16 protein-coding genes are annotated in these 17,509 nt (G+C 70.4%); 11 read left to right on the top strand and 5 right to left on the bottom strand.

Translation table 11 applies throughout. The features are described from left to right. Positions 1-53: 53 nt before the first annotated feature. Entirely contained in the window at positions 54-3,512 is a 3,459-nt protein-coding gene (locus VGW35_06240; GenBank protein ID HEV8307250.1) for a DNA polymerase III subunit alpha, read from the top strand. Between the two features lie 25 nt (positions 3,513-3,537). Then, positions 3,538-4,491 carry an acetyl-CoA carboxylase carboxyltransferase subunit alpha gene (locus VGW35_06235; GenBank protein ID HEV8307249.1) on the top strand — a complete coding sequence of 318 codons (954 nt, stop codon included), beginning with the start codon at positions 3,538-3,540 and terminating at the stop codon, positions 4,489-4,491. Positions 4,492-4,514: 23 nt separating this feature from the next. On the opposite strand, the gene VGW35_06230 is transcribed toward VGW35_06235, so the two are convergent. Further along, entirely contained in the window at positions 4,515-5,525 is a 1,011-nt protein-coding gene (locus VGW35_06230) for a sugar-binding domain-containing protein (GenBank protein HEV8307248.1), read from the bottom strand. A 142-nt stretch (positions 5,526-5,667) separates the two neighbouring features. Here VGW35_06230 and VGW35_06225 point away from each other — a divergent pair, with 142 nt between their 5' ends. From VGW35_06225 to VGW35_06195, 7 genes are all read left to right on the top strand, one after another. Further along, the gene (locus VGW35_06225; protein HEV8307247.1) at positions 5,668-7,146 is read left to right on the top strand and encodes a fructose 1,6-bisphosphatase; all 1,479 of its coding nucleotides are present in this window, start codon (positions 5,668-5,670) and stop codon (positions 7,144-7,146) included. A gap of 430 nt (positions 7,147-7,576) precedes the next feature. Then, positions 7,577-8,065 carry a bifunctional nuclease family protein gene (locus VGW35_06220; protein ID HEV8307246.1) on the top strand — a complete coding sequence of 163 codons (489 nt, stop codon included), beginning with the start codon at positions 7,577-7,579 and terminating at the stop codon, positions 8,063-8,065. A 56-nt stretch (positions 8,066-8,121) separates the two neighbouring features. After that, entirely contained in the window at positions 8,122-9,246 is a 1,125-nt protein-coding gene (locus VGW35_06215; GenBank protein HEV8307245.1) for a glycosyltransferase, read from the top strand. Further along, positions 9,243-9,491: a hypothetical protein gene (locus tag VGW35_06210; protein HEV8307244.1), complete on the top strand. Its 249-nt coding sequence runs from the start codon at positions 9,243-9,245 to the stop codon at positions 9,489-9,491. The genes VGW35_06215 and VGW35_06210 overlap by 4 nt, the downstream gene beginning before the upstream one ends. Beyond that, a complete protein-coding gene (locus tag VGW35_06205) occupies positions 9,488-9,817 on the top strand; it encodes a hypothetical protein (protein HEV8307243.1) in 330 nt (109 codons plus the stop codon). The genes VGW35_06210 and VGW35_06205 overlap by 4 nt, the downstream gene beginning before the upstream one ends. 83 nt (positions 9,818-9,900) lie before the next feature. Beyond that, entirely contained in the window at positions 9,901-11,223 is a 1,323-nt protein-coding gene (locus VGW35_06200; GenBank protein ID HEV8307242.1) for a phenylacetate--CoA ligase, read from the top strand. A gap of 11 nt (positions 11,224-11,234) precedes the next feature. Further along, positions 11,235-12,071 (top strand): Phenylacetic acid catabolic protein, encoded by an 837-nt coding sequence (locus VGW35_06195; GenBank protein HEV8307241.1) that lies wholly within the window; start codon positions 11,235-11,237, stop codon positions 12,069-12,071. A gap of 160 nt (positions 12,072-12,231) precedes the next feature. Here VGW35_06195 and VGW35_06190 read toward each other — a convergent pair whose 3' ends face one another. From VGW35_06190 to VGW35_06180, 3 genes are read right to left on the bottom strand one after another with little or no spacing between them, the layout of a single operon-like run. Further along, a complete protein-coding gene (locus tag VGW35_06190) occupies positions 12,232-12,876 on the bottom strand; it encodes a tetratricopeptide repeat protein (GenBank protein ID HEV8307240.1) in 645 nt (214 codons plus the stop codon). Then, entirely contained in the window at positions 12,873-13,748 is an 876-nt protein-coding gene (locus VGW35_06185) for an SH3 domain-containing protein (protein ID HEV8307239.1), read from the bottom strand. Before VGW35_06185 ends, VGW35_06190 begins: the two co-directional genes overlap by 4 nt. Further along, positions 13,745-14,182, bottom strand: a complete 438-nt coding sequence (locus VGW35_06180) for a polymer-forming cytoskeletal protein (GenBank protein ID HEV8307238.1) — start codon at positions 14,180-14,182, stop codon at positions 13,745-13,747. The genes VGW35_06185 and VGW35_06180 overlap by 4 nt, the downstream gene beginning before the upstream one ends. Positions 14,183-14,324: 142 nt before the next feature. Here VGW35_06180 and VGW35_06175 point away from each other — a divergent pair, with 142 nt between their 5' ends. Continuing rightward, positions 14,325-14,639 (top strand): hypothetical protein, encoded by a 315-nt coding sequence (locus VGW35_06175; protein HEV8307237.1) that lies wholly within the window; start codon positions 14,325-14,327, stop codon positions 14,637-14,639. Positions 14,640-14,903: 264 nt separating this feature from the next. Continuing rightward, positions 14,904-16,829: a multicopper oxidase family protein gene (locus tag VGW35_06170; protein HEV8307236.1), complete on the top strand. Its 1,926-nt coding sequence runs from the start codon at positions 14,904-14,906 to the stop codon at positions 16,827-16,829. Positions 16,830-16,945: 116 nt separating this feature from the next. Here VGW35_06170 and VGW35_06165 read toward each other — a convergent pair. Next, on the bottom strand, positions 16,946-17,509 hold a 564-nt coding region (locus tag VGW35_06165; GenBank protein HEV8307235.1), incomplete at its 5' end, for a retropepsin-like aspartic protease.

Below are 17,509 nucleotides of genomic sequence, written 5' to 3'. Positions count from 1 at the left end.
GAGAGGGGGGGGCATCGGGGGGGTCTTCCGAGACCCCCCCGAAGCGTTAGCCCATGGGCGAGCGCGCGGACTTCGTCCACCTCCACGTCCACTCCGAGTACAGCCTCCTGGACGGCGCGGCGCACCTCAAGCGGCTCGTCGAGCGCGCCGGCCGGCTCGGGTTTCCGGCGCTGGCCCTGACGGATCACGGGAACCTCTTCGGCGCCGCCGACTTCTATCACCTGGCCCGCGACGCGGGAGTCAAGCCGATCCTCGGGGTGGAGCTCTACGTCGCGCCGGGGAGCCGGTTCGACAAGGCGCCGCTCGACGGCCAGTACGAAGGGGCCAATCACCTCACGGCGCTCGTCCGGAACCTGACCGGCTACCGGAATCTGATCAAGCTCGTCTCCCGGGGCTACCTGGAGGGTTTCTATTACAAGCCGCGCGTGGACAAGGAGCTCTTGGCCCAGCACGCGGACGGCCTCCTGCTCCTCTCCGGCTGCCTGAACTCCGAGGTGTCCCGGCTGCTCCTGGCCGGCGAGGAGGGCAAGGCCCGGCAGGTGGCGGGCTGGTACGCCGACGTCTTCGGTCGCGATCACTACTTCATGGAGGTGCAGGCCCACGGCCTGGCCGACCAGATCCGCGTGATCGAGGGCACGGCCCGCATCGCTCAAGACCTCGGGGTCGGGCTCTGCGGGACCAACGACTCTCACTACCTCGAGGCGGCCGATGCCCGGGCCCACGAGGTTCTGCTCTGCCTCCAGACCGGCGCCAAGCTGAGCGACCCCAGCCGCTGGCGGTTCGCGACGGAGGAGTTCTACCTCAAATCGGCCGAGGAGATGCGCAAGGTCTTCGCGGAGCTCCCCGACGCGTACGCGAACACGCTGGCCGTCGCCGAGCGTTGCGAGCTCGAGCTCCGGTTCGATCAGTTCCACCTGCCGCGCTACGAGGTGCCGGCGGGGCACACGCTCGACTCATACCTCCGGGAGCTGGCCACCGCCGGCCTCACGACCCGGTATGGGGAGGCGCCCGCCGAGGCGCACGCCCGCCTCGAGCAGGAGCTCGGGATCATCCGTGACATGAAGTTCTCGGGCTACTTCCTGGTTGTCTGGGACTTCATCCGGTTCGCGCGGGAGCGGGGGATCGCGGTAGGGCCCGGCCGCGGGTCGGCGGCGGGGTCCCTGGTCGCCTACTGCCTGGGCATCACGAGCATCGATCCCCTCCGCTACGGGCTTCTCTTCGAGCGTTTCCTGAACCCGGGCCGCAAGTCCATGCCCGACATGGACATCGACTTCGCCGACGACCGTCGCGACGAGGTGATTCGGTACGTCGAGCAGAAGTACGGCCGCGACCGGGTGGCCCAGATCATCACGTTCAACGTGCTCAAGGCGAAGGCGGTGATCCGGGATGTCGGCCGCGTCCTCGGGATGCCGTTCGGCGAGGTCGACCGGATCGCCAAGCTGGTGCCGGAGACGCTCAAGATCACCCTCGACGAGGCCCTCAAGCAGTCCCCGCCACTGGCCGAGGCGGTGAAGACGCGGCCCGAAGTCGGCGAGCTCTGGCAGATCGCCAAGCGCCTGGAAGGCCTCTCCCGCCACGCGGGCAAGCACGCGGCCGGGGTGGTGATCTCCGACGAGCCGCTGATCGAGCATGTCCCGCTCTACAAGGACCCCAAGGGCGACGAGGTCATCACCCAGTACCCGATGGGGCCCATCGAGAAGCTCGGGCTGCTCAAGATGGACTTCCTGGGGCTGCGGACGCTGACGGTGATCGCCAACACGGTCCAGCTCGTCGAGGAAAGCCGGGGCATCCGCCTGGATCCCGAGCGCCTGCCGCTCGATGACGCGAAGACCTACGAGCTCCTGGCCGACGCGCGGACGTTCGGCGTGTTCCAGCTGGAGTCGGTGGGGATGCGGGACGCGCTCCGCCAGCTCAAGCCGGAGCGGCTCGAGGACGTGATCGCCATGGTCGCCCTCTACCGGCCGGGACCGATGCAGATGATCCCGGAGTTCGTGGCCCGCCGCCACGGACGGATGAAGCCCAGCTACGAGCATCCCCTGATGGAGAAGCACCTCCGGGAGACCTACGGGATCATGGTCTACCAGGAGCAGGTGATGCAGATCGCCTCGGAGCTGGCCGGCTTCACCATGGGCGAGGCCGATGCGCTGCGGCAGGCGATGGGGAAGAAGAAGCCCGAGGTGATGGCCGAGCAGCGGGCGAAGTTCCTGGCCGGCGCCGCGGCGCGCGGCGTCAAACCGAAGGTGGCCGAGAAGGTCTTCGATCTCATGGAACGCTTCGCCGGCTACGGCTTCAACAAGTCCCACGCCGCGGCCTACGCGATGGTCGCCTACCAGACGGCGTATCTCAAGGCGAATTACCCGGTCGAGTTCATGGCGGCGCTCCTCACCTCGGAGATGACCAACACGGACAAGGTGGTCATCCACATCGAGGAGTGCCGGGCGATGGGGATCGAGCTCCTGCCGCCCGACGTGAACGTCTCGGGCTGGCGGTTCGGCGTGGCCGGGGACACCATCCGCTTCGGGCTCGGCGCCATCAAGAACGTCGGGGAGAGAGCGATCGAGTCGATCGTGGCGGCGCGGGCCGAGGGGGGCCCGTTCGCGTCCCTGGCCGACTTTTGCCCGCGGGTCGACATGCAGCTCGTCAATCGCCGGGTGGTGGAGAGCCTCATCAAGGCCGGCGCCCTCGATTCGCTCGGCCTCAGCCGGGCTCAGCTCCTGGCCGGGCTCGACGGGGCCTTCGAGCGCGGCCAGCGCTCCCAGCGGGAGCGGGAGCAGGGGCAGGCCTCCATCTTCGATCTGATGGCGGGAGGCGTGCCGGCGGCGGTGCCGGCGCCGACCGAGCCTCCGGTGCCGGAGTGGGATCCCGACCAGCTCCTGCTCTACGAGAAGGAGGTGCTCGGCTTCTATCTCTCGGGGCACCCGCTCCGACGCGTCTGGGGCGAGGCCCAGCGGCTCGGAGCCATTGGCACCGCCGAGCTGGCCGGCCGGGCCGATAGCGCGCGGGTCGTCGTGTGCGGGATGGTGAGCGACATGCGCGAGATCAACACCAAGAACGGCGACCGCATGGCCTTCGTCACCCTGGAAGACATGGACGGGACCGTCGAGATCACCGTCTTTCCGGAGACCTTCCGCCAGGGCGGGGCGCACCTCCGGAGCGGCGTGCCGCTGCTGGTGCGGGGCCGCGTCGAGGGAAGCAGCGCGACCCGCAAGCTCCTGGCCGAGGCGATCCGCCCGCTCGGCGCCGACGCGGCGACCAGCGAGCCCGCGCCCCCGGCGCCGGTCGCGTGCCGCGTGCGCGTCCCCGACGCCGAGCACGCCGCCGCCCAGCTCCAGGCCCTCCGGGCGATCCTCGACCGGTACCCGGGGCCCGCCCCGCTGTACCTCCATCTCGATCTCTCGCGCGCCGAGGTCGTCGTGCGAGCCCGGGCGCTCACGGTCCGGCCGTCGCCCGCGCTGGCGGCCGCGGTGGAAGGGCTGCTGGGCGCCGGCAGTATCACCTTCGCGGCCGACTGAGGCCCCGGCGCGGAGCGACGCCCAGGTGGCGACCGAGGCCCTCGACTTCGAGAAGCCGCTCCTGGCGCTGGAAGCGCGCATCGCGGCCCTCCGCCAGGAGGAGCGCGCCGAGGCAGCGAGCGAGGCCGTCGAACTGGAGGACCGGCTCCGGCGGCTCCAGCGCAAGGTCTTCGGGCGCCTGACGGCCTGGCAGCGGGTGCAGCTGGCCCGACACCCGCGCCGGCCCTACACGCTCGACTTCGTCAAGCTCCTGCTGGACGACTGGGTCGAGCTCCACGGCGACCGCCTCTACGGGGATGACCACGCCATCGTCGCCGGCCTCGGGCGCTTCGAGGAGCGGCCAGTCGTGGTGATCGGCCACCAGAAAGGCCGGGATACCCGCGAAAAGCTCTTCCGGAACTTCGGCATGCCTCATCCCGAGGGCTACCGCAAAGCCCTCCGGGTCATGCAGCTCGGCGAGAAGTTCGCCAAGCCCGTCATCACGCTCATCGACACCCCGGGCGCCTATCCGGGCATCGCCGCCGAGGAGCGCGGGCAGGCCGAGGCGATCGCCCGGAACCTGCGCGAGATGGCCGGGCTCCGGACGCCCATCGTGGCGGTCGTCACCGGGGAAGGGGGCAGCGGCGGCGCCCTCGCCCTCGGCGTGGCCGACCGCGTCTTCATGCTGGAGCACGCCATCTACTCGGTCATCTCCCCGGAAGGGTGCGCCGCCATCCTGTGGGAAGACGCGCGGCGGGCGCGGGAGGCGGCCGAGGTTCTGCGGATCACCGCGCCGGATCTCCTGAAGCTGGGCGTGATCGACAGCGTCATCCCCGAGCCACCGGGCGGAGCCCACCGGAACTGGGAGGCGGCGGCGGGGGAGACGCGGACGGCCCTGCGGGCCGCCCTGGCCGAGCTCCGCAAGCTCAGCGGCGACGAGCTCGTCCAGCAGCGCTACGCGAAGTTCCGCCGGATGGGGGTCTTCGAGGAATCCCTCTAGGTCGTGCCGGGCGGGGTCGGACGCTAGGCCTCGGCCTCCCGGGGCGCCGCCAGGAGCGCGGCGGCCGTGTCCTCGTCGGTGACGAGGACGTTGGCGAACCGCCCCCGCATGGCGCCGAGGATCGCCTGGCGCTTGTCGGGGCCGCCGGCCACGGCGATGACGAACTTCCCGTACTCGGCCGAGAGCTCGCGCAGGCGCCCCGGCGTCACCGCCAGGACGCGCCGCGTCAGCGCCCGGAGCTCCTTGCGGTCGAGGATCTGGCCGTTCTGATCGTACGGGTGATAGTTGATCTCGCCCACGACCCCGAGCGCCCGGAGGCGCTGGACGCTCACCCCGTAGAACTCGGCCAGTGAGCAGAAGCCGGCCGTGGCCTCGCCGATCATCCCGATCCCCACCAGCGCCAGGTCCACGTTGTTGGCGGCCTCGTAGATCCGTCGCACCTCGCCACGGCGGAGGAGCCGCTGTCGCTCCTGCTGGATCTCGGCCAGCGAGCCCAGGACCTGGCCCGGCAGCGCGTAGGCTCGGACGTGGGGCCGGTACTTGGCGGCCATCATGCCGACCAGCGTGTTGGGGAACAGGTCCACCAGCTCGAGCGTGGTCTCGGCGGAGAGGGGATAGACCTCCAGGTCGCGGAATCGCCGCTCCCGGAGGCCCCGGATGAGACAGTAGAGGGTGTACCCACAGGAGACCCCGACGCGGACGCGATCGGCCGCGACCTTCTCGAAGTAGCGGGCGGCCGCCGCCCCCAGGTCCTCCTTGATGTCCCGCGCCTCGCCGAACGGGATCACCACGGCGTCGCGCAGGCTGAAGCGCTCGACCAGCGCCGCCTCCAGCTTCGGGCGCTTGGGCAATTCGAGCTCCACCCGGACGACGCCCTCGGCGAAGGCGCGCTTGAGGAGGCGCGAGACCTTGGACGACGACATGCCCAGTTCCCGCGCGATCTCGTTCTGATGGCGCTGCGCGCGGTAGTAGAGCTGCACGCAGCGCACCATCTGCCGTACCTCGTCCTGCCCGTTGTCCTGGCGTCCGCGCATGACTGACTCCCGGGGTGAGCAAAAAATTGCACGATCCGCAACTTTTAGCTTGACACGTCCGATTCTATCAAGCTAGGGTAAAAGCACCAGGGCTTTTCACGGAGGCGCTCTCCCACCCCCACACGCGGATGGAGGCCAGTTCATGGCAAAGCGGTACGGCTCCAACGGGAGCGGCGGCGGCATCCCCCTCGGCCAGTACCACCAATCGCGAGAAAACCTCCAGGAGTTCCCACCGACGACTGCCGAGAAGATCATCGTCACCAACACCCCGAACATCTTCTCCTACAAGTCGTACGTCTTCGCCAAGAAGCCCGAGCTGGTCCAGCGCTTCGTCAAAGCCACCAAGGCCGACGTGGGCGGGGTCGGGGGCCACGTGGTGGCGGCCGACGAGGTCAAGGGCGTCATCGCGCGGTTCGTGCTCCAGAACAACAGCTTTCAGGGCGCCCCGATCTTCAGCTCCCTGATGGTGACACACACCGGGGACGACGTGGGGGTCACCGGGATCATGACCGAGAAGGTCCCGATGGAGGTGGTGGACGAGCTCATGTGGGACGCCCTGTTGGAGGGCACCGCCAAGGCCACCGAGCTCGGCCTCTACGGCCCCGGCCAGGACCTGATCGCCGACGCCTTCACGGGCAACCTGCGGGGCGCGGGGCCGGCCAGCGTGGTGCTGCCGCTGCCGGTCCGGCCGGAGAATCCCTCGCAGACGGTGGTGCTCTCGTTCGCCGACAAGACCGAGCCCATGGCCTTCAACTACTTCGCGACGGGCGCCTACATGCTGCCGCGCTTCAACAGCGGGCTGGTCATCGCCTCCTCCAAGATGAAGCGCGGCTACCTGTTCGAGATCGTCGATCTCGACACCAAGGCCCAGGCGATCGAGGCGGGCGCACATCCCAAGGATCAGCGGGCGCTGGACGGGAAGATGGAGGAGCTCGGCAAGGGTCTCCAGGAAAAGGTGATCACGCTCCGGGCGCCCGAGGATCTGTACGACATCGAGGGGCTGACCCGATCCTCCCGCTTCGTGGTGGCGCGGATCTGGACGCGCGACGATCGCGGGGAGAAGTCGCAGCTCGGCTTCGTGGTGTCCGCCGAGCGCCTGCACAACATCAAGACCAAGAAAGGCTTCACCTACGGCGGCAAGGACGATCCCGTGCTCATCGCCTTCGCCCAGGGTGATTGGCCGGCGCCGGGTGAGCTGACCTCCCCGTGGTCGGCCTGTCCGATGGTGGCCGGGGACTGCCGCGGCAGCCACAACCTCCACATCCTCCCGGTCCCGATCAACTGGCAGACCTCCTACTGGTCGGGGCCCATCCTCTCGTGCGTCACCCTCTCCGTGAACCTCAACACGGGCCGGATCGGCGCCCTCTCCGACCAGTTCGCCCTCGGGACCCCGTGGGACTGGGTGCGGCAGCGGGCCTCGGAGCTGGCCGTGCAGTTCCGGAATGCCCACGGGATCAAGCAGCCGGCCACGCTCCACGAGGACGAGCTCGAGTACCAGGAGGGGTGGAAGGAGCGCCGCGCCCGACTCGAAGCGCGCTTCGAGCTGAAGCCCCCGCTCGTCTGGAACGGCGGCAACGGGAAGAAGCCGCCGCGGACCGCCAAGAGCCCGAGCCGCGCCTAGGAGATGGGAGGGGGCCTCGGCGGCCCCCTCCCGAACCTCCCCCGGGAGGTTGCGGCGGCGAAGCCGCCGCTCGGGCCGCTGCTCAGTGCAGAGCATACTCGGTCCCGGGCGCTCCTCAGTCCGACACACGCCCAGCTCTTCGGGGTGGGCTCGGAAGACCGATGCCCCCCCTCGGTTGTGGCGGCTCAGCCGCCGCTCGGAACGCGGCTCGACGCGGCGCGCGCTCCCTGGAGGGTCAGACCGCCGGGGCGCGCGATTCTTTTCGGCGGCGCGCTCCGGGTCCCATCCCGGCGGTGGCTTGATTGACAACCCCCGGGGTGGGTGGTAGTGTGGGGGCGATATCCCAAAAGGCGCGTCACCTATACCGAAATCTCCATTCGATCGCCCCCGGGTGTGCGCGCTGGGGCCGCGTCGCCAGGAGGAAGAGACCATGTGGGTCGAGATGAAGGTCCGGGGGTTGGCCCTGGATCCCGTGTCGAACATGCCCATCATCATCCTCCGCGACGAAGAAGAGCGGCGGTCGTTGCCCATCTGGGTCGGCATCTTCGAGGCCAACGCGATCGCCCTCGAGCTCGAGAAGATCTCGACGCCACGACCGATGACCCATGACCTCATCAAGAGCATCCTGGAGTCCGTCGAGGCCAAGGTCGAGAAGATCGTGGTGAACGACCTTCGCGACAACACCTTCTTCGCCCTGATCCATCTCCGGCTTGGCGAGGAGGAGATCACCGTGGACTCGCGCCCGTCGGACGCCATCGCCCTGGCGCTCCGGGTGGGCGCCCCGATCTTCGTGGACGAGGACGTCGTGCGGCGAGCCAAGAGCGTTGAGGTCGCGCCGAAGGAGTCGGACGACCAGGAGAAGCTCAAGGAGTGGCTCGAGAACCTCAAGCCGGAGGACTTCGGCAAGTACAAGATGTAGCCGACGGCGATCGGCGGCGGCTGCGCGTCGGCCTCTTCACGAATAACTACCTCCCCATGCTCGGGGGAGTCTCGACGGCGGTCGAGACGCTTCGCCGGACCCTCGAGCGCCTCGGACACGACGTCGTCGTCATCGCGCCGCGGATGGCCGGAGCCTGCGAGCCGACGCCGGGCGTGATGCGGGTGCCGGCGGTTCCGGCTCCGACCTATCCCGACTTCTCCCTCCCGCTGCCGGTACTCCGGGGGCTCGCGAGGCGGATGGAGGCCCTCGGGCTCGACGTCTTCCACGCCCAGCACCCCTTCCTGCTCGGGGCCACGGCGCGGCGCCTCGCGCGGCGCCTGGGCCGCCCGCTCGTGTTCACCTACCACACGCTGTACGACAAGTACGCGCACTATGTGCCGCTGCCGCGGCCGGTCGTGGCCGACCGGGCGGTGGCGTGGAGCACGCGGTTCGCGAACTCGGCCGATCTCGTCATTGCGCCCTCGGCCGGACTGGCGGCGCGCCTTCGGGGCCAGGGGGTGCGGCGGCCGGTCCAGGTGCTGCCGACGGGCGTCGACCTCGGGCTCTTCCAGCCCGGCGACCGGGCGGCGGCACGGGCGGCGCTCGGCCTGCCGGCCGCGCCGCTGCTGCTCTACGTGGGCCGGCTCGACCGGGAGAAGAACCTCACCTTCCTGCTGGACGCCTTCGAGCGGATCGCCGTCGGCCACCCGACCGTTCAGCTCGTCCTCGTCGGCCGAGGGACCCAGGAGAAGAGCCTCCGGCACTATGCCGCCGGGCTCGCCGCCCGGGCGCGGGTCCGATTCGGCGGCGGCGTGCCGCAGGCTCAGGTAGTCCGCTACTACCAGGCGGCCGATGTGTTCGCGTTCACCTCGACCACCGAGACGCAGGGCCTGGCTGTCCTCGAGGCCATGGCCAGCGGCCTTCCGGTGGTGGCCGTGCGGGCCTCCGGCGTGGAGGAGGCCGTGGTGGACGGGGTGACGGGACTCCTCACCCCCGAGGACCGGGAGGTCTTCGCTGCCGCCGTGCTCGAGGTCCTGGCCGACCCGGGTCTGGCCGGGAAGCTCGCCTCCGGCGCGCGCGAGGGCGCCCAGCCGTTCGCGGCCGACGCGCTCGGGGCGCGCCTGTGCGCGATCTACCAGCGGCTCCGGGCGGGCATCGGGCCGGATCGGGCGGTGGAATGAGCCCCCCGCGGGCGATTCGGGTGACACTGCAGGAGGCCTGGCGGCGGCCGGGCCACCGCGGGCTTCTCGACGTGGACCCGCGCGTGCGCACGCTGTGCCGGGTGCTGGTCTCGTACCCCGAGGTCCGCCACATCCTCCCGGACCGGGTGAGCGTGGACGCGGTCGCGTCGGCCGAGGTGCTCGAGACGATGTCGCGGTTCCTCAGCCGGCAGCGGTGGCTGGTCTCCGACGTGGAGATCGTGTGAGCCGGGCAGAGGCGCTCCAGCGGGTCACCGCCGAGATCCGCCGGGCTCAGGCCGAGGCGCTCGGGCGGGTCGGCGAGCGGCTGGACGTGCTCCTCGGGCGCCTGGCCGAGCTCGACCGCCGGCTCGACGCGCTCCAGGCCGGGGCTCGGCCCGGGACCGATCGGTACCGGCGCCTCGTCGCCGAGACCGCGGCACGGAACCGTGTCCGGAACGAGGCCCGTGAGGCCGCCCACCACCTGATCATCCAGCGGGAGGCCCTGGGGTTCGTCCGCCACGTGCTGGTCGAGCAGCAGTATCCCGTGCCGCCTCGGCGTGAACTCGGGTAATGACCTGCCGGATCCATGGGTTGGAGTCTGATGCCTGACAGACCACTCGAAATCGGGAGCGCCCGGCCGGGGGCTCGGCGTCCATGATCTGGGAGCCGGCGGTCGAGAGCTTGCCCCGCGGGGAGCTGCGAGCGCTGCAGCTCACGCGGCTCCGGGCGGCGCTCCGCTGGTGCCAGGAGCGCGTCCTGTTTTACCGGAAGGCGTTCGAGACCGCCGGGGTGAGCCCGGACGATGTCCGAGACCTCGACGACCTCGCCCGGTTCCCGTTCACCGCCAAGAGCGACCTGCGGGAGCACTACCCCTTCGGGCTCTTCGCGGTCCCGCTCACCGAGGTGCGGCGGATCCACGCATCCTCGGGCACCAAGGGCAAGCCCACCATCGTCGGGTACACGAGCCGCGACCTCGAGACCTGGAGCATCTGCATGGCGCGCGGGCTGGCGGCGGCCGGGGCCCGTCCGGGGGACATCCTGCACGTGGCATACGGCTATGGCTTGTTCACCGGGGGGCTCGGGTTTCACTATGGGGCCGAGCGGCTCGGGTGCACGGTGGTGCCGGCGTCCTCCGGCAACACGCTGCGCCAGATCCTCCTCATGCAGGACCTCCGCCCCCAGGGGCTGGCCTGCACGCCGTCCTTCGCCCTGCACCTGGGAGAGGCGCTACGGGAAGCGGGCGTCGACGGCCGCGGGCTCGGACTCCGCTACGGGGCCTTCGGCGCCGAGCCCTGGACCCTGGGGATGCGGGGCCAGATCGAGGCGCGGCTGGGGCTGACCGCCGTGGATTTCTACGGGCTCTCGGAGGTCATCGGCCCCGGCGTCGCCGCCGAGTGTGCGGAGGCGCGAGAGGGACTTCACGTCAACGAGGATCACTTCCTGGTCGAGGTCGTCGACCCGGCGACGGGCGCGCCGCGGCCGCCAGGGGCGGAAGGGGAGCTCACGTTCACCAGCCTCACCAAGGAGGCCTTCCCGGTGGTCCGCTACCGGACCGGCGACCTCTCGGCCCTCGCCCTCGATCCCTGCCGGTGCGGGCGGACGCTCGCCCGCATGGCCCGCGTGGGGGGCCGGACCGACGACATGCTCGTGATCCGCGGAGTCAACGTGTACCCCTCGCAGGTGGAGGCGGTGCTGCTGGCCCTGCCGGACCTGGCGCCGCACTACCAGCTGGTCGTCGATCGGGCCGGGCCCCTGCCGCGTCTCGAGGTCCAGGTCGAGGTGGCCGATCCCGTGCTCCAGCGGTGGGGCGGCTGGTGGCCGGACCGCCCCGAGGTGGCGGCGCTTCGGGCCGTGGTGACGGAGCGTCTCCGGGCCGGTCTGGCGATCTCGACCGATGTGCGGATCGTCGGGCCCAAGACGGTGCCCCGCAGCGAGGGGAAGGCCGTCCGGGTCGTCGAGCGAACGGAGCGCCCGTGAAGGAGGACCGGATGAACGAGCAGGATCGGGACACGCACGAGCGCCTGCTGGCCAAGATCGCCGCGGGCGACAAGATCCAGTCCCCGGACGAGATGAGCTCGGTGTACCGGGCGAACCTGGTCCACCTGATGACCATGCAGGCCGACTCGGAGCTGGCCGGCGCCTACGGCTACGTCCCGTGGATCATGAAGGCCCCGACTGTCGACGAGAAGCTCGTGGTGGCGCAGATCGTCAAGGACGAGACCCGCCACGCCAAGGTGATGTACGACCTCCTCGAGGAGCTCGGCTTCGACGTCGAGGGACACGTCCGACCGCACGACCAGGAGTTCGGCCGGCGCCTCGAGGACCCCGAGGCGGACATCGGGACGGCGCGGCTGTCGACCGACAAGCGGGTGAACATCTTCTATTACCCGATCGATACCTGGGCGGACTTCGTGATGTTCAACTTCTGCATGGACCGCGGGGCCGGCCATCAGCTGGAGGACGCGCGGCGCTGCTCCTACGGGCCCTGGGTCCGGGCCATCGAGGGGATCTTCAAGGAAGAGAAGATGCACATCCGCCACGGGGAGCTGTGGGTCAAGCGCCTGGCCGAGACCGCGGCCACGCGGGACGAGGCGGAGCGGACCTTTCACAAGTGGTTCGTCCGGACGATGAACATCTTCGGCCGGCCGGGGAGCCCGAAGAACCGGCTCTACCGCCAGCTCGGCCTGAAGGTGCGCGATAACGACGAGGTTCGCCAGGCGTTCGCGAGCGAGGTGCGGGCGCTCGTCGAGCCCCTCGGGTGGCGGCTCCCGGAGTGGAAGCCGAACTGGGAGCGGCTGCCCGAGGAGGCTCAGATCCCGGGCTGACCGGCCGGATTCCTCCCGAGGGCGAGGTCGCGAAGCGCCACGCTGCCCGGCTCGCGAATGTCCGATAAGGGATCTTCTGTCGAGTTGAGCCCGGAGCGCTCAGGATGCGTCGAACGGGGGGTCTGGGCGTGCGTCGCGGCTCGCGGCCGGTCGGAGGCGCTCAGGCGGCGCGAGCGCCCAGGATGGCGAGGCGGATCCGGACCTCCTCTGCCCGGGCCGAGTCGGGCACCTCGCGGAGAAGCTGCCGGTACGTCGCGATGGCGGCCGCCGGCTGCTTGAGCTGCTCCTGGACGCGCCCGGTCGCCAGGAGGAGCTCGCCGTAGAGGAACTCCTTCGGTTGGCGCCCCTGGAGCGCGTCCCGGTAGGTCTCGAGCGCCCGCGCCAGGTCTCCCTTGGCCTCCCAGGTGTAGCCCGCGCCCAGACGGCTCAGCGCCCCCACGCTGCCGGCGTCGCGCCGGGCCGCCTCGCCGAACGCCGAGAGGGCGGCGTCGTACTCGCGGCGCTGGTACTGGACGTTACCGAGGAGATACGAGGCCTGGGCGGCGGCGGAGATCCGAGGATAGTCCCTGAGGAACTGCGTGAGCGCCTGAGCGGCCGTGGCCAGCCGGGCCGGCTCGGGGCTGGCCATCGCCTGGCGATAGCTCGCGCTCGCCGCGGCGAACGCCTGGCGCGCCGTCGCCTCCCGGTGCTGGAGGAAGGTCCAGACCCCGGCCCCGACCAGGAGGCTGAGGAGCAGACCGGCGACGCTCAGGATCCCCCACCGCGCGATCGGCGGGAGGTCGCCGAGCGGTCCCCAGCCGATCACGGCACTTCGCGGAGCACCGCCGCCGGGACCCAGCCCTCGGCCCCGTTGGCCGCGCGGATCTTGATCCAGTGGCCGCCGTCGAAGATCAGCGTGTTGAAGATCCGCAGCCGGCGGTCGATGGAGTCGAGGTAGGTGACTTGCTCGCCGCGAAGCACCCTCCCCACGGGCGCGGCCGTCTCCACGGCATCGCGGCGGAGCACGTTCTCGCGGACGGCGACCTCGAGTCGCTTCCCCGCGCCGGAAGCCGGCCCGGCGCCCGACCCGACCGAGGCCACCACGGTGCCGTCAGGGCCCGCGGCGTCGGCGGCCGGGACCGAGGGGGTGAATGGGGCCGCCGCGGCGGGGTTCGACAATCGGCCGGACCCGGCAGGCGCCGGCGGGATTGCCTGATAGAGCGTGACGGAGGGCAGCGCCGCCTCCGCCGCCGGCGAGGTCGGCGCGGGCGTCGGCGCTGGCAGCGCCGGGACCGGCGCCGGTCCACGCGGGGCGGGCGGCCCGACCGCGGGCGGCGCTGCGGCCGGCGGTGGCGGGGACGCCGGCGCCGGGGCCGAGGTCACCGCGACGCCCTCGGCGCGGAAGGCGCGCAGCTCTTCGGTCCTGATCGCGAGTTCGCCGAGGGGGGTACGGGCTTTCAGGCGACCGCCCACCAGCGCGCCGCGCAGGACCCGGCCGTCCTTGAGGCGGACCTCGTCCCGGGTGATGAGGCGCACCTGCTCGGGCGCGACCTCGACCAGGTCGGTTCCGGTGGAGACGAGGAGCACCTCGTTCACGAGCTCGCCGCTGAGCCGACTCCCGTTCGCGAGGATGATCTCCCCCGCCGCAGCCGGCCCCGTCAGGGCGAGAATGAGCGCAGCGATCCCGACCGATCTCATGGCGATCCCATGACCTCCGGCTTGGGCTTGGTCCCCCGCTCGACGAGGATTTCGCCCTTCACGGACGCCCCGTCGGCCGCCGCGAAGCTTCCGGTCCTCAGGTTTCCCGTGAGGACGCCTTGTGGGAGGATCTCCACGCGCCCCGCCGCGTTCAGGTTCCCGCGGACCTTTCCGCCGACCACGATCGTCGAGGCGGTGATATCCGCGTCGACCTCGGCGCGGTCGCCGACCACGACGGTGCCGTGGACATTGATCAATCCCTCGAACTTCCCGGCCAGCTCGAGGTCCCCTTCCCCGACGATTTCGCCCTTGATCGCGAGCTTCTCACCCACGCGGAAGGCGGACGCCGAGAGCACCGGCTGGCGGAGACCCGCCGAGGAGAGCTCCTCCTCGTCGGTGTCGAACCCGAAAAAGCGCTGAATTCCCTTGAACAACCCCGACCCCTCCGTGGCGACGAGCCTCCGACCGGGTACTTTACCCTCCTCCGGCTCGGAATGTCAAGAAAACGAGCGGGAACCCCTCTTATTGCTTGACTTTTCGCGCCGCCTGGAGGACAGTGTGGGCCCGAGGAGGTGCATGGTGGCGAACTGTCCGCACTGCGGAAGCCCGATCGTGTGTCGCGCCTGCGGAACGCCCATCAAGGACATGGGTCCCCAGCACCTCCCGAGTCCGCACGAGCCCGAGCCGCCGGCCGTGGCGGGGCCCTCCGGCGGCGACCAGACCTTCCTCATCGTGGCCAAGGGACACGGTGACCTCCTCGACCAGCTGAAGGAAGTGGTCGGCGACCTCGGCTGGGTCCGGCTGGTCGAGGATCGCCGCCAGGACGAGACGATCCTGCCGCGCGAGGGGCGCCAGGGCACCATCCGCGTCGATCGCGAGATCAGCTCCTGACCGTCCTCGCGGCCGGAGCTGCCGAGCGCGAAGCCCGGCGGCACCCGCCCGCCTGAGCTCTCGCCGCTCCGCAGCGCGGGGACCCGACATCGACCCGGTCCAACCTTGCGCCGTGTGGCGGGGTCTGCTATTCTCGGCGCCAATGTTCGTCCCCCGCTGGTCGTCACCCTGGGCAGCCGGATTCACCCCCACCGGGAGGCCCATTCCGCCGCGTTGAAGGCCGAGCGACCGCCGTAACCAAGGCGATCCAGGGAGGGATCCACCATGGTTCGACGCACCTGGGTGAGATTGCTCGTCGTTACAACGTCGTGCCTGGCCGTGGCCGCGTTCGTCCAGCTCGGCGTCGACACGGGATCCCATGGCCAGAGCGTTCCCGAGTTCCCGCAGCCCGACGTCTACGAGTCCTCGGATGCCATGCTGAGCTTCAATCTCCGCGCCGTCATCGCGCGCAACGTCATTCGTGATGTCACCGGCGTGAATCGCGTCGTCCAGACGCCCACCTTCAACGGACGAATTCCCGGGCCGACCTTCCGGGTGAAGCCGGGGGACGCCCTGGATCTGCTGCTCCTCAACGACTTGCCGCGAAATCCCGCCCGTCAGCGCGGGGGGAACTTCCCGCACGACCCCTACACGACGAATCTGCACACACACGGGTGGACGGTCTCGCCGGCCGGGATCTCGGACAACGTCTTGCGGCTGATGGAGCCACGCTCCCGCAGCCCGATCCGGGTCCAGCTCCCGGGCGACCATCAGAGCGGAACGTTCTGGTACCACCCGCACAAGCACGGTTCCGTGAGCTTTCAGCTCTTCGGCGGCATGGCCGGGTTCCTGATCGTCGAGGGAGGGCCCGGAACCCTCGACGACCTCCCCGAGGTCAAGGCCGCCCGGGACGTCCTGATGGCCTTTCAAGAGATCCGCACGGACCAGAATGGCCGGCTGCCCTTCGTCAATCCCTCCGCCATGCAGCTGGGGACGGATCCCGTCACTGGAAACCCCGGGCTGTGGAGCACGCTCAAGAACGGTCGCCTCTTCATGACGACGAACGGCGTCACCAATCCGGCCCTGCACATGAGTCCGGGCGAGGTGCAGCGGTGGAGGTTCCTCAACGCGGCCTCGGGCGCCACGCTGGTGGTGGCCCTGCAGGGCCACGCGATGAACATCGTCGCCAACGACGGGATCACGGCCCCCAACGTCCAGGCCCTTCCGCCGGGGGTGCCGTACGTGCTGGGCACTGGCCAGCGCGGGGACGTGCTCGTCAAGGCGGGCCGACCCGGGGTCTACAAGTTGCAGGCTCTCGACCCCGGCGCTTCTCCGGGATGGCCGGTCATCTCGGGCACGGGTATCGATCCGGCGCCGCGGAACGTCCGCTTCAGCTTCGACCTCCCCAACCCCACGTGGCCGGTCACCCTGGCCACCATCATCGTCTCGGGACCGACCCGCAGCATGCGGCTGCCCACGGGTCCATTGCCCGTGCCGCGGGCCATCCCGAGCATCCGGACCATGCTCAGCACGCCCCCCAACGTGGTGCGCAAGATCGTGTTCGAGATCTGCGGGGAGCGAGTCTTCATGCAGGCGCTGGGGTCGCGGTTACCGACCTGCGGCTGGTACCAGGAACGGTATAACCCCCCGTTCTGGGGAGGCACCCCGTTCACGTCGCTCAACATGATGCGGGACGACAACGACCCGGGCACGCCGTCGGGCAACCCGGCGAAGCCGCTGATCAACTTCGCCAAGGAGTCCCTGTTCCACCACGACGAGCCGCTGTTCGACGACATGTTCGTGGGGAACCGCGAAGAGTGGACCATCATCAACCGTTCGTTCTCGGACCACACCTTCCACATTCATCAGAATCCGTTTCTGGTCACCCACGTCAACGGGAAGCGTTTGCGCGTCCCGCAGTGGCGCGACACGGTCCTGGTGCCCGCCGCTCAGCCCCAGCCGGGCGCGAATCCCGTGAACATCAACCAGGCGTCGTTCGGGTCCATCACGTTTCGGACGTTTTTCGACCCGGACACCGTCGGGGGCTTCGTGATGCACTGCCACGTCCTCAACCACGAGGACATCGGCATGATGCAGCGCCTGGAGATCCGCCCCGGCCCCGGCCCTCGGGACGCCGGCCGCCGGCCCGACCACACCGGCCCCGGGCACTCGGTCAGGAAGACCGCCGACTCGCAGGCCTCTGGGTCTTAGTCCATCGGAGGGGGCCGCGGCGGCCCCCCTTCGGACGCCCCGCTCCGACCGGGCGGCGCCCGGGACCCGCGCCAGACGCGCGGGCGCCTCGGACCTGACGGTGGGTCGGCAGCCCGCTACTTGGGCGAGATGGTCACGACGCCGCGGTCGGAGTCGATGTTCACCGTGAACCGGCCGAGGAAATCGCGGCCGAGCAGTCCATCACCCGGCAGCTGAGCCGTCTCGTATGCCGCCACCGGCAGGCGGTTCACGCGCGCGTCACCGACCTCGAGCGAGTCGATCAGCACGAAGGAGACCCGGTCCGTGCCCGTCACCCCCACGATCTGGCCTTGCGCAAAGGGGCGCGTCAGCGACACGCCGGCGGCGGCCAGCGCCCGGGGGCTGATGAGCGTGCGGTCGGCGCCCGTGTCGAGCAACAGCCTTGCAGGGGCGCTGCCGTTGATCCGGACGTCCACCATGATCGGCTGACCCGGCGTGTAGCGGATCGTCGTGCCGGCACTGGTGGATGGAGGCGCGTTGCGCAGCCCCAGCGGGACGGCGGAGGCGCGGTAGCGCGCCGGCACGCTCTCGAGACCCTGGACGTAGTAGGACTGCCCCTGCTCGTCCGTGTAGCGGAAGAACTCCGCCTGGGCCGGCACCGGGAGCGTCAACAGCACGAGCAGCGCGAGGAACGAGCAGCG

The sequence above is a fragment of the Candidatus Methylomirabilota bacterium genome (assembly GCA_036005065.1).
GTDB lineage: Bacteria > Methylomirabilota > Methylomirabilia > Rokubacteriales > DASRDR01 > DASYQW01.
The sequence above is the reverse complement of the archived record's forward strand: the minus strand, read 5'-3'. Positions and strand labels throughout refer to the sequence as shown.

Coding starts and splice junctions, on each gene's coding strand:
- VGW35_06240 (HEV8307250.1), top strand. CDS start 54: ATGGGCGAGCGCGCGGACTTCGTCCACCTCCACGTCCACTCCGAGTAC.
- VGW35_06230 (HEV8307248.1), bottom strand. CDS start 5,525: ATGCGCGGACGCCAGGACAACGGGCAGGACGAGGTACGGCAGATGGTG.
- VGW35_06225 (HEV8307247.1), top strand. CDS start 5,668: ATGGCAAAGCGGTACGGCTCCAACGGGAGCGGCGGCGGCATCCCCCTC.
- VGW35_06220 (HEV8307246.1), top strand. CDS start 7,577: ATGTGGGTCGAGATGAAGGTCCGGGGGTTGGCCCTGGATCCCGTGTCG.
- VGW35_06215 (HEV8307245.1), top strand. CDS start 8,122: ATGCTCGGGGGAGTCTCGACGGCGGTCGAGACGCTTCGCCGGACCCTC.
- VGW35_06210 (HEV8307244.1), top strand. CDS start 9,243: ATGAGCCCCCCGCGGGCGATTCGGGTGACACTGCAGGAGGCCTGGCGG.
- VGW35_06200 (HEV8307242.1), top strand. CDS start 9,901: ATGATCTGGGAGCCGGCGGTCGAGAGCTTGCCCCGCGGGGAGCTGCGA.
- VGW35_06195 (HEV8307241.1), top strand. CDS start 11,235: ATGAACGAGCAGGATCGGGACACGCACGAGCGCCTGCTGGCCAAGATC.
- VGW35_06185 (HEV8307239.1), bottom strand. CDS start 13,748: ATGAGATCGGTCGGGATCGCTGCGCTCATTCTCGCCCTGACGGGGCCG.
- VGW35_06175 (HEV8307237.1), top strand. CDS start 14,325: ATGGTGGCGAACTGTCCGCACTGCGGAAGCCCGATCGTGTGTCGCGCC.
- VGW35_06170 (HEV8307236.1), top strand. CDS start 14,904: ATGGTTCGACGCACCTGGGTGAGATTGCTCGTCGTTACAACGTCGTGC.